Annotated in this window: 9 protein-coding genes; 8 read left to right on the top strand and 1 reads right to left on the bottom strand. The window is 43.7% G+C overall.

Annotation, left to right across the window (positions count from 1 at the left end):
- Positions 1–164: 164 nt before the first annotated feature.
- The 4 genes from O3A65_00785 (at position 165) to O3A65_00770 (ending at position 7,542) form a co-directional block, all read left to right on the top strand.
- The gene (locus O3A65_00785; GenBank protein MDA1330998.1) at positions 165–1,130 is read left to right on the top strand and encodes a D-glycerate dehydrogenase; all 966 of its coding nucleotides are present in this window, start codon (positions 165–167) and stop codon (positions 1,128–1,130) included.
- A gap of 70 nt (positions 1,131–1,200) precedes the next feature.
- Positions 1,201–2,520: an amidase gene (locus O3A65_00780; GenBank protein ID MDA1330997.1), complete on the top strand. Its 1,320-nt coding sequence runs from the start codon at positions 1,201–1,203 to the stop codon at positions 2,518–2,520.
- Between the two features lie 78 nt (positions 2,521–2,598).
- The gene (hrpA, locus tag O3A65_00775; protein ID MDA1330996.1) at positions 2,599–6,534 is read left to right on the top strand and encodes an ATP-dependent RNA helicase HrpA; all 3,936 of its coding nucleotides are present in this window, start codon (positions 2,599–2,601) and stop codon (positions 6,532–6,534) included.
- A 66-nt stretch (positions 6,535–6,600) separates the two neighbouring features.
- Positions 6,601–7,542 carry a metallophosphoesterase gene (locus tag O3A65_00770; protein ID MDA1330995.1) on the top strand — a complete coding sequence of 314 codons (942 nt, stop codon included), beginning with the start codon at positions 6,601–6,603 and terminating at the stop codon, positions 7,540–7,542.
- Positions 7,543–7,571: 29 nt separating this feature from the next.
- On the opposite strand, the gene O3A65_00765 is transcribed toward O3A65_00770, so the two are convergent.
- Complete coding sequence (locus O3A65_00765; protein ID MDA1330994.1) at positions 7,572–8,021, bottom strand: hypothetical protein; 450 nt, start codon at positions 8,019–8,021, stop codon at positions 7,572–7,574.
- 215 nt (positions 8,022–8,236) lie between these two features.
- On the opposite strand from O3A65_00765, the gene O3A65_00760 reads away from it, so the two are divergent.
- The 4 genes from O3A65_00760 to O3A65_00745 all read left to right on the top strand — a co-directional run bounded on the left by O3A65_00760 (position 8,237) and on the right by O3A65_00745 (position 11,688).
- The gene (locus tag O3A65_00760; GenBank protein ID MDA1330993.1) at positions 8,237–8,962 is read left to right on the top strand and encodes an allophanate hydrolase subunit 1; all 726 of its coding nucleotides are present in this window, start codon (positions 8,237–8,239) and stop codon (positions 8,960–8,962) included.
- The gene (locus tag O3A65_00755) at positions 8,959–9,984 is read left to right on the top strand and encodes a biotin-dependent carboxyltransferase family protein (GenBank protein MDA1330992.1); all 1,026 of its coding nucleotides are present in this window, start codon (positions 8,959–8,961) and stop codon (positions 9,982–9,984) included. Before O3A65_00760 ends, O3A65_00755 begins: the two co-directional genes overlap by 4 nt.
- The gene (gene pxpA, locus O3A65_00750; protein ID MDA1330991.1) at positions 9,984–10,754 is read left to right on the top strand and encodes a 5-oxoprolinase subunit PxpA; all 771 of its coding nucleotides are present in this window, start codon (positions 9,984–9,986) and stop codon (positions 10,752–10,754) included. The genes O3A65_00755 and pxpA overlap by 1 nt, the downstream gene beginning before the upstream one ends.
- 124 nt (positions 10,755–10,878) lie before the next feature.
- Positions 10,879–11,688, top strand: a complete 810-nt coding sequence (locus O3A65_00745; GenBank protein MDA1330990.1) for a hypothetical protein — start codon at positions 10,879–10,881, stop codon at positions 11,686–11,688.
- Positions 11,689–11,704: the final 16 nt, after the last annotated feature.

Genomic DNA, 11,704 nt, shown 5'->3' with positions numbered 1-11,704 from the left:
CAATCGTTACATAAATTTGGTCGGGATTCTAGCATGCTTTTAGCTGTAATCTATCCTTAATTATTATGCCAAAGTCCTTTTTCATTGTTAGTATTAGCCTGGTTCAATGCCTCTAATGCTGAGTCTTAAACAAATCTATAAAAACTGACTTTGGATATCATTTAATGAAGAAAATAGTTGTTACTCGTGAAGTTTTTAGTGAAACCATTGAGTGTTTAAAAACATATTTTGATGTTGTATCTAACCAAGAGGATCGTTTGTTTCGCCGCGATGAGCTGCTTTCTTTGGTCTCTGGTGCGGAAGGGGTCCAAACAGCTTCTGGGGATGAGGTTAACGATGAATTCTTAGATGCTGCGCCCCAAGTTAAGATTATTGCGAATACAGCGGTGGGCTACAACAATATAGACGTTGAGGCTTGCTCTCGGCGCGGGGTTATCGTCACTAACACGCCCGGGGTCTTGGATGAGTGTGTGGCGGACTATGCGATGGGGCTGATGATTGCCGCATGTAGACGGATGGGAGAAGCTGAACGATTCCTGAGGTCGGGTCAATGGAAGGCGACTTACTTAAAGCAGATGTTGGGTGTCGACATACATGGCGCAACGCTTGGCTTGGTGGGGTTTGGGCGAATTGGCCAAGCGATCGCGAGACGAGCCAACGGATTTGGTATGCGCGTCATTTATCACACCCGATCACGCGGTAGCGAAGACGTTGAGCAAAACCTCAATGCAACTTACGTTGATAAGTCTCAGTTACTCCGAGAGTCAGATGTGGTGCTCCTCATTTTGCCTTACTCGAAGGAAACCCATCATTTCATCGGAGAACGGGAATTGGGTCAGATGAAGCGACGATCGGTTTTGGTCAACATCGCTAGAGGTGGTATTGTGGACGACAACGCGTTAATTACGGCGTTGAGGGATAGATCTATATTTGCTGCAGGATTGGATGTCTATGAGGGGGAGCCAGCGATAAATGCTAAATTTTTAGAACTAGAGAACGTGGTTCTGTCTCCTCATAGCGGCAGTGCGTCCGAGCCTACTCGAAGAGCGATGGCAATGACTGCTGCGAAGAATTTAGTAGCGGTTTTAGCAAATGGACAAGCCCCGTTAAATTGGGTTAATCCTAGATAAAAGTTTAGAATTAGAGTTCAGTATAGAAATTTAAAATCCATCCGTATTTTTAATTGTATCGATACTACCTATGAATCAATTGTTTAGACTTGGGCTGCATGAAGTGGTGCAAAGATTACGTGAAGGCAAACTCAAGCCGTCAGTCTATATCAGTAACTTGCTCGAACGGATTAATGACTTAGAGGGTAGTGTTCAAGCTTGGCAGTGGTTAGACCGCGATAGAGCTTTAGGGATTGCAAAAAAAGCTGATACGTCTGCAGCAGCTCTTCGGGCAGCTCATCCTCTCTATGGCATTCCCATCGGTGTTAAAGATAACATCTATACCGCTGGTATTCCCACTGAAATGGGCTGCTGTTTGTACCAAAATTATGTACCGGAAAGGTCCGCAGATATCGTGAAGCGAATTGAAAAATCTGGCGCTTTTGTGTTTGGTAAAACAGTCACGACTGAGGCGGCGTTTATGATGCCCTCTAAGACTCGTAATCCATGGAATATTCAACACACTCCGGGCGGGTCGTCCAGTGGGTCCGCTGCTGCGGTTGCGGCGGGATTTGTCCCCGGTGCCGTTGGGACTCAAACAAACGGCTCAATTATTCGACCTGCTGCTTATTGCGGTGTCGTTGGGTACAAGATGACGAGAGGACTGATTGGTTTGGAAGGTATTATGCCTTTTTCACCTATGTTTGATCAGCCAGGGGTCTTTGCGAGAAGTGTTGCCGACTCCGCGCTATTAGCATCCAGTTTTGCTGGCCATCGTGCTGGCATATCGCCGAACGCTTCACCCCTTAAGAATGCGCCTAGGTTGGCTGCGGTGCGATCGCCTTCCTGGTATCTTGCTGCACCTGAGGCCAGAACTCAATTTGAATCTGATATTTCGCGTCTCAGAAGTGCTGGTGCGTCGATAGATGCCATTGAGATTCCTGGTGAATTTGACCGTGCACATAAGGTACATCGAACGATCATGCTCTATCAGGCTGCACGGGTCTCGCGAGCAGTAAGAGGTGAATTTCGAGGCTACTTCTCAGATTTTCTCATTCATGCTCTGGAAGAAGGAGACCATGTTACTGAAACCCAGTTTAGGGATGCGGTCAAGAAAAAAAATGCCTTACAAAATAGTTTTGCTTCTTTTATGGACCGAGGTTATTCGGCAGTCATTACTCCTCCAGCAACCGGGGAGGCTCCAGACTCACTCCATGTTACCGGCGACCCCAGCTTTTGCTCGATTTGGACGCTAATTGGTGCTCCGGCCATTACCATACCTACCGGTTTAGGTCCTCGGGGTTTGCCTTTAGGACTACAAATAATAAGTGCGGTTGATGAAGATAATTACCTTTTGGCAACCGCAGCGTGGTGCGAGAGATATTCTCCATTTAAAGGTCTGATTTCTTAGGGTTGGATTTAGGTTTTACCTAATTTTTCGGAGAACTCCCTCTACAACGTGGAGCTTAGAAGATTTTTATTTATCCCGATGAGTGGCGACCAAAAAAATCACAATCAAGAACTGCATGAAGAAATTCTCTTGTGTCTGAGTCAGGATCAGCATGGCTTTAGGAAGCAATTTAATCAGCTAGTTGCTAAAAAAGATAATGTTGATTGGTCGGTCGATCTTGAGATACTGCGCTCGAAAATAAATGTGTCAGTCAGTAAGGCCTCTATCAGAAAAGGTCGAATTCCGAACATCTATTTTGGAGATAAGCTTCCAGTTGTTGAGAGGCGAGAAGAAATAAAACGTCTGATTAGTCAGCATCAGGTGGTTATTTTGTGTGGTGAAACAGGATCCGGAAAGACCACGCAGTTACCTAAAATGCTACTCGAAATTGGTCGTGGGGTATGTGGGCAAATTGCCCATACGCAACCAAGGCGGATCGCAGCTCGCTTGGTGGCAAGCCGAGTCGCCAAGGAGTTACAATCTGAAATTGGTGACCTTGTTGGCTACCAGATTCGTTTCTCCGATAGATCGAGTCCAAAGAACCTCATTAAGGTCATGACGGATGGGGTTTTGCTCGCAGAGACGCAAACCGATCGGTATTTGTCTCAGTACGATACGATTATTATTGACGAGGCTCACGAAAGAAATCTCAACGTCGATTTTTTATTCGGATACTTAAAGCGATTATTAAAGAACAGACCTGACTTAAAATTAATCATCACTTCGGCGACCATTGATGCAGATAAATTTTCGTCTCATTTTGGTCAGGCGCCAGTTATTGAGGTATCGGGCCGGTTGTATCCCGTGGAGATACGGTATCAGCCTCCAGGTGATGAGGGTGTGCTGGAAGACGCAGAAAATCTATACGATGCCTTGTGTCAAGTAATGGAGGAGATAGATGTTGCGCAAGGCGGCGGAGACGTTCTGGTATTTTTACCGGGCGAGCGCGAAATTAGACAATCTCTTGAGTGGATCAGTAAGCATTTTTTATCCAAACTTAGGCGCTCTAAATGGGAAGCCTTGCCGCTATATTCGAGACTCTCCATTCAAGATCAAAATAGAATTTTCACGCCCTCGTATAGCAGGCGAGTAATACTTGCAACCAATATTGCTGAAACGTCTCTCACAATACCTAAAATACAGTATGTTATTGATTCTGGGTTGGCCCGAGTTAAGCGATACAGCTATCGGAATAAAGTAGAGATGTTGCAGGTGGAGAAAGTGTCTCAGGCATCTGCCAATCAGCGTGCTGGCCGAAGTGGCAGAGTGATGAACGGTGTCTGCGTGAGATTATATTCTGAGAGTGATTTTGATCAACGTCTCGTTCACGCTGAGCCGGAAATTTTAAGGTCATCATTAGCTTCGGTGATCTTACGTATGTCGGTTTTTGGTCTCGAATCCCCAGATAAATTTCCTTTCATTGATCCGCCAACGCCAAAAGCTCTGGCAGATGGATATCAGTTACTTGAGGAATTAGGAGCGATTGATCAGAAACGTCAATTGACAGCCATTGGTAAAAAAATTGCACATATACCCGTCGACCCAAGAGTTGCACGAATGATTCTAGCGAGCAATGAACTTGGATGTCTTGATGAGGTATTGAAGTTAGCTGCAGGTTTGTCAGTCCAGGATCCTAGAGAGCGAGATTTTAACTCAAGTGAAGCGCCTACGCTTCATGGCAGTAAAGAAAATAAATCAGATTTCTCATCATTGTTAGAAGTTTGGAATTGGTTTCGAGATATATTTGAAAAAAAACTAGGCAAGAAGCAGTTGAAAGAATTGTGTCGGTGCCGACATCTCTCATTAGTACGAATGTTCGAGTGGCGTGAGCTTTATCATCAGCTGAAATCGATGTCTATAGAAATGGGATTTAAAATTAATGATCAGCCAAGTAAGAGATCCGAAATTCACCGGGCTTTATTGACGGGACTTTTGGGGAATCTCGGCTTTCGAGGTGATGAGAAAGGAGTCTATTACGGAGCCAGAGGTATTAAATTCCATATACATCCCAGTTCTGATTTGAGGAGCGCTAAACCTAAATGGATTATCGCTTCAGAGTTGGTAGAGACATCACGGTTGTATGCGCGCTGCGTTGCTGAAATAGACGTTGAATGGGTTGAGCCTGTGGCCAAACATCTTACGCACTCGACTTACCATGAACCACGGTGGTCAAAAAATATAGGAAACGTAATAGCAACAGAGCGGGTGACTTTGTATGGTTTAGTTATTGTTCCGCAGCGGCAGAGTAGTTATGGTCCCATTAACATTAGGGAGGCTCGGGAAATATTTATCCGCGGTGCCTTAGTTAAGGGTGAGGTCAAAAGTCCACCAAGTTTTTTGAAACATAATCTAGATTTAATTGAATCGTTACAGAGTGTTGAGGCAAGATCGCGGCGTTATGATCTGCTTGTAGATGATTCTGTGGTGTACTCTTTTTTTGAGAAGAAGATTCCTGAAAATATATGTAGTTGGGTAGATTTTGAAAAATGGCGTAAGCCAGTAGAGGCGAAAGAACCAAGGTGTTTACATCTGACTAAAGCACTTTTAGTAAGAAAAGACATCGAGTCTGAGACATTCGAGCTTTATCCTGACGTGGTTACTATGAATGGGTATGCGTTCCGACTCGAGTATCGTTTTGAGCCAGGTCATATTTTCGATGGGGTGACCGTCAAGGTCCCGATTGAAATGCTTAATAAAATAGATCAGGTTCGAATTGAGTGGCTTGTGCCTGGATTAATTAGAGAAAAAGTTACTGCAGTTATTAAAGGCTTGCCAAAATCTATAAGGAAAAAAATTTTTCCAATTAAACAGTTTGTTGATGAAATTGTTGGAGATTTGAACCCAAAATCTATCTCTTTATTCGATTTGATTATTAAGGTCATTAATGCATCGTGTGGAGAATTAATTACTCGTGAAGTTGTTAATGAGAACGAGTTACCTGATTATCTACGGATGAATTTTTCAGTTGTAGATGAAGTCGGTGTAGATCTTGATTCTGGTCGAGATTTGGCCGAGCTAAGGAAGCAATTCGGATTAAAGGCAACCGAGACCTTTACAACTCAGACAACTAAAGAGTTTAACAAAGTAGGATTGAAAACCTGGAATTTTGGGAATCTTCCAGAGGTCATTGAGATGTCCATTCAAGATAAAACCGTGGTGGGATTTCCATGCCTTAAAGACGAGAAGGATTCGGTATCAATAATCCTTACGGATACAGAGATAGAAGCAGACTTTGTTTCAAAGAGGGGTGTTCAGCGCCTATTTCAATTAACGATGAAAGAGCAATTTAAATTTATTTCTAATCGTTGGAATGAACTTCCCCAAATGTCGCTTCAGTATTCGATGCTTCTCAATGAGACAGGGGTCAGCTCAGGTGGCGCTCTAGTTCAGCGTAGGTTAATTGACGAATTAATGTCGGCGACCAGCGCACGCGCAATTTTTTTTGATGGCGAGATGATTCGTACTGAAAGGGCATTCTCGGAGGCGGCTCAAAAAGCAAAGTCCCGTATTTTCGTCATTGCGAACGAAATTAATCAGATTGTAGTCGCTATATTTCAGTTATATGCTAAGGTTCGCGTAAGCCTTAGTTCGGAGAAATTTTTGGCTTCGAAAGACTTCGTACAAAATATCAAAAATCACCTTGATTCTCTGATGCCTCCCGATTTTATTGCTAATACCCCATATATTTATTTAAAACATTTTCCACGGTATTTAGAGGCCATCTGTAGTCGTATCGAGAAGATACGGTCAGATCCAAGTCGAGATGCGTCCTGGCAAAGTCAGATATCAATATTTGAAGAGCAAATAGCGAGGTCAATAGAGCTTAGTGTGAGTTCTCGGCAGCGGCAAAAACTTATCGAGATCAGATGGTCGCTAGAAGAATTACGGGTATCTTTATGGGCGCAACAACTGAAAACGCTGTATCCGGTGTCCTTTAAGCGAATCGAGAGGTCTATTGTTGAGTCGCTCGTTTAGACTTGAGTGCAGATGAGTGTATAAATATATTACGTATTGTGTGATTACAAAATGATGAAACATAAAATGCTAAAAATTCTAGTACACGGGTTTGCTTGTAGTTTAATTTTTTTTGGAGTGCCAGCATACGCAGTTGAGTTTGTCGTTCTTGGTGATATGCCCTACGGTTCTGGGGAAGAAATTGACAATACTTATCGCAATTTGATAACGAAAATTAATAAGGAGGGCGCCGATTTTGTCGTGCATATCGGAGATATCAAGAACGGCTCTACGCTTTGCTCTGATGAAGCATACGCGCGCCAGAAGGCTTTTTTTTCATGGTTTGTGGCACCGTTGATCTATACGCCTGGAGACAACGAATGGACCGATTGTCACCGTAAGAATAATGGTGGATATGATCCGTTGGAACGACTTAAAAAGCTCAGGCAGATTTTCTTTGATTCGACTTACTTTGACCGGAATGCACTCCTAGAATTACAAAGTCAGGGAAGGGTAGATGCAGAGTTTTCTGACTTTGTTGAAAATCAAATATGGGTCTTCTCTAAAACGTTATTCTTGTCAATACATGTTGTAGGGAGTAATAACAATATGGATTCTGGAACTCCAGCGGGTGAGTACGAATTTTTACATAGGGAGAGAGCCAATACACGTTGGATCAGGCAAGCATTTGAGCTTCTTAGAAGTGATGAAATACGTGACCTTGTGGTACTGTTTCATGGAGATCCATTTGTTGACTGGATAGTGCCCAAGCCGTCGTTAATGTATTCCGGATTTTCTCAGACTATAGGGACAGTACTATTTGGGATGATGAATCAAACTGATAAGAATGTTATGGTTATCAATGGCGATACGCATAAGTATCGGTGGGATCAGCCTTTTTACGTCAACGGCGCTATCAGGAGCAATGTGTCTCGTTTGGTTGTTCCCGGGGCTAGAGATATGCGCGCTGTAAAAATCAGCATTCAAAGAGGGCGGGATAATTATTACCGTCTCGAAATGATTGAGTAGGGATCCATTTTTTCTAAGTGAGGAATCGGTTAATTGCATTTCCCGTTGCATTTGATGGCGCTTTGTGCGCAGTTAATATCATTGAAGCTCTCTTTTGCTGGAAAGCTAAAATTACCTCCAGAGTGGAAAGCCCCAGCGCCATTACATTGCAACCGCTTAGTTACATAAATAGGACCAGTAAGCCATTTGACATTGGCACAGCCCGGGTTTCCAGTGCCAAATTGAATGCCCAGTTGATATGTCCCACAGAATCCAGAGCGATGCATCACATCTCCTTCAATTTGCCAGTGCCCGTCTTCTCTTAGCCAAGCTTTGATTGCCCCAAAATCAAAATCCGCTCGGGCATTCTGTTCCCCACCTAAGTTACTGGATACTATGGCTTCTGACGACAATACGAGTACTACCTCAGCGGAGAAAGCGGAGGAGAAACCCATCATTAAAATAAGTAATAAAAATATACTTGTTCTATTGTTTTCCATATTCTCAATCTATCACGAAAAAAAAATCGTTACCAGCTCATTTTAAAAATCTCTTTAAAAGCTTATTGCTGATAAGATAATGTGCATAAACCGTTTGGTGTGCTAAATTTTGGTATTCCACCAATGCAGAAAAATTAAGTTGACTTGTTTGGAGATTATAGCGGGACAACCGCGCTGTTTGATTCGTTAGTATCTAGCCTCTGGAGTTATTCGTTGTGATCCCTCGTTGTACATATACTCCTCTAGGAGATCGGACTGTACTAATTGATGTGAAATCTGGGGATTCAGCAGAGGGTGATTCAGTGCTCACTGGTACGCTAGCTGATAAGATCAAAACGTTTAATCTTAGGGGTGTTACCGATATTGTTCCGGCTTTTTCAAAGCTTGCGGTCCATTATGATCCAAATGATTGGATCACATCTTCTGCTCTTTCTCCATTTGAAAGTATCGTCCAGTATCTAGTGCAAAAGTTAGATGGGGCAGAACTCATCTCGAGTGCGAAGAAACCACAATTAATACGTATTCCTGTTTGCTACGATCTAAAAATTGGTTTGGATTTGGCGAGTATATCTTTGACTTTAGGCGTTTCCATAGGTGATGTAATTAGTCTGCATCAGTCTGTTGTCTATACTGTGGGAGCAATTGGGTTTGCTCCAGGATTTGCTTATCTTGAAGGTTTAGATTCTGCGCTGAAAATTCCGCGTCGAGAGATGCCGCGCACGCGAGTTCCATCGGGAAGCGTTGCCATTGCCGGCGGTTATAGCGGTATTTACCCATCAGCCATGCCAGGTGGATGGCATGTTTTGGGTAGAACACGTATGAGTTTTTTTCGAAAGCAAGGTGCTTGCGGCGCCTTGTTGGGCGTTGGGGATAAAGTTCAGTTCGAGGCAATTTCCATTGAAGAATACGACGTAAATCAGGCTATAGAAAGTGATTTATGAGTGCCAAACATGCAACCTTTATTCATGTGTTGAGCCCAGGAGTGATGACGACTATTCAGGATAGAGGTCGAACAGGTTGGCAGGATCATGGTGTTTCTGTTTCTGGGGCAGCAGACTTAAATTCTATGGTTGTTGCAAACGCGTTAGTGGGGAATAAGCTAGATGCTCCAATCATAGAGTTTGTTATGGTGGGCCCTACTTTGGCGTTTTCGTGTGACTGTGTTATCGCATTCGCTGGAGCAGATTTCGCGTTTAACATTGATGGAAATGTGATACCCCTTGGGCGTCCAATATGGATATATGCAGGAGCCAGGGTAACAGGTGGTCGATCGTCGAATGGCGCGGTTGGGTATCTGGCCATTTCTGGCATATTGGACATTCATGCGGTTATGGGTAGTGTGGCGACGGATACGGGTAGCAAATTCGGAGGGGTCGAGGGACGGCCTTTAAAAAAAGGGGATGTTTTAGCTATTAAGGATAGGCCTGATAACTTTTCTCAATTAAAGCGGATGAGAGCTAAAGGAGGGCAACCTTTTATTACTCCGACTTGGAGTGTGCAGGCATTATTTAGCCCCAGAGGGTCTGAAGAAAGGGGGCTTAGGTTTCTGCCATCTGAAAGATGGATGAGTTTATCAGAAGAAGTGAGACAAACCACTTTTTCGAGTACATATCGAGTTACTCCTCAATCGAATCGTATGGGAGTTCGGCTATCTGGGAAGAGTATTGACATGCGAAAATCTGAATACGAACCTTCCGTGCCCGTCGTTTTTGGAGTGATACAAGTGCCACCTAGTGGTCAGCCCATTATCCTGTCAGTCGACCGACAGACGATTGGTGGGTATCCATCGATTGGCGTTGTGGCATCTGTGGATCGTGCGACTGTGGTTCAAAGTCAACCCGGTGATGGTATACGGTTCACCGAGATTTCAGTGAAGGACGCACAAAGTGCATTAATCAAAGAGCAGAATGCGATGGCAGAGCTTATTGGCTCAATTGGGCAGCGGATTCAGGAGTTGAATTAATGGAACGGTATATTGATCTTAATTGCGATCTTGGAGAATATAGGTCTCGTGAAGAGGAGCTTAAAGAGATAGCGATAATGCCCTACCTCAGCTCGGCGAATATTGCTTGTGGAATGCACGCGGGAGATTGTCGCTCGATTAGAGCTACGGCCCGAAGAGCTATGGAACATGACGTGGGGGTTGGGGCCCATCCGTCGTTTCCTGATAGAGATAATTTTGGTCGTAAGGCTATGGCTCTGCCTGATAATGAGCTGCGAGCGGTAGTGCGTCGTCAGGTCGAGGAGTTCGCAGGCCACGCTTTAGCTGTCGGCGCTGTGATGACGCACGTTAAAGCGCATGGAGCACTTTACAACATGGCTGCAATCGATATAAATATGGCCATGGCTATTTGCGAGACCATCGCCGATTTTAATTCTGACTTATTTATTTTTGGTTTGGCAAACTCATGTTGGGTGCAGGCCGCCAAGGCTTCGGGAGCTACTCTTGTAGAGGAGGCGTTTGCAGATAGGCGCTACCTCTCAGATCGTGAACTTGTGCCCAGAGCCAGTCAACACGCCTTAATTACGGACGTGGAGGAGGCTGAGCAACAAGTAATCAAACTCGTTGAACAAAATTTAGTTACTAGCTTAGAAGGCATTGACTATCGGGTTTCTCCCGATACGATTTGTATTCATGGTGATGGGGTTAATGCCTTGAGTATCGCAGCCAATCTTCGGTCTACACTGTCAAAACACCGCATTCGAGTTCAGTACCCTGTGGGCCGTGGGTAAAGAATTAAAGTCTTAAAGTGAGTATAATTCACCGCACTTTATTCGAAGTAAATTGATAAAAACTGTAATTTCAGTCGTGTACCGATGAGAATTGCAGCAAAAAATATATGTTTGGATTAATAGGATGACCTTAAAAAAATATATAGCACCTTTCTTGATATTGTTTGCGTTTTTTGCCTCAGTAGAGATTTCAATTGCAGAGGAAACAAAAACAATCGCAGAGGAAACAAAAACAATTGCAGCCGATACGACTAAGACCTTAGATCCAAGTCGCCCTAAGACAAAATTTTTTAGTAGATATGAATTCAAGGAGGATGAGGACGGTAATGAGGTGTCTCTCATAGAGATTTTATATGATTTTCCAATAAATAACGATTGGTCAGTTCGCATACAGGCTCCCGTCTTGTACCGTAACCCGGTTTCCACTGAAGAGTCAGAAACAGGCATGGGTGATATGACAGTGCGCATTGCCAATAACACGTTTACGACTGATGGTGGTACACCTTGGTTTTTGGCGTTAGATACTAAGTGGGATACGGCATCAGATGCCACCCTGGGTAACGGCAAAAATCGAGTGGCGCCAACGATTTTTGGATTTGTAAAAGTACCGAGCCTAGGGTTACTTGCATTTCCTCAGTTTCAAACATTTTTTACAATAGGCGGTGACGATAGTCGAACGGATGTAAAGTTCACTTCGTTAAAATTGCCAATCTTAAAAAAGCTTCCTGATCGTTATTACGTCTCCGTGGAGCCATTTGTCGCTTGGGATCATACAAGCGCTGAACGGTCGACTGGGACGCTCGTATTAGAGTATGGACGATTTGTTAACTCCTCAACAATGCTTTATTTTCGACCAGGAACTACCCTTTGGGGAGATAACTCAGCATTTTCATATGAGTACAGTATTGAAGTTGGTTTCCGCTTGTTCTTGTAAATAGGGAGATTATGTT

It is taken from the genome of Pseudomonadota bacterium (assembly GCA_027624715.1).
Classification (GTDB): domain Bacteria; phylum Pseudomonadota; class Gammaproteobacteria; order Burkholderiales; family Eutrophovitaceae; genus Eutrophovita.
Note: the sequence above shows the minus strand (reverse complement) of the source record. Positions and strands in the feature narration are given on the sequence as shown.

Coding starts and splice junctions, on each gene's coding strand:
- O3A65_00745 (MDA1330990.1), top strand. CDS start 10,879: ATGACCTTAAAAAAATATATAGCACCTTTCTTGATATTGTTTGCGTTT.
- pxpA (MDA1330991.1), top strand. CDS start 9,984: ATGGAACGGTATATTGATCTTAATTGCGATCTTGGAGAATATAGGTCT.
- O3A65_00755 (MDA1330992.1), top strand. CDS start 8,959: ATGAGTGCCAAACATGCAACCTTTATTCATGTGTTGAGCCCAGGAGTG.
- O3A65_00785 (MDA1330998.1), top strand. CDS start 165: ATGAAGAAAATAGTTGTTACTCGTGAAGTTTTTAGTGAAACCATTGAG.
- hrpA (MDA1330996.1), top strand. CDS start 2,599: ATGAGTGGCGACCAAAAAAATCACAATCAAGAACTGCATGAAGAAATT.
- O3A65_00770 (MDA1330995.1), top strand. CDS start 6,601: ATGCTAAAAATTCTAGTACACGGGTTTGCTTGTAGTTTAATTTTTTTT.
- O3A65_00780 (MDA1330997.1), top strand. CDS start 1,201: ATGAATCAATTGTTTAGACTTGGGCTGCATGAAGTGGTGCAAAGATTA.
- O3A65_00765 (MDA1330994.1), bottom strand. CDS start 8,021: ATGGAAAACAATAGAACAAGTATATTTTTATTACTTATTTTAATGATG.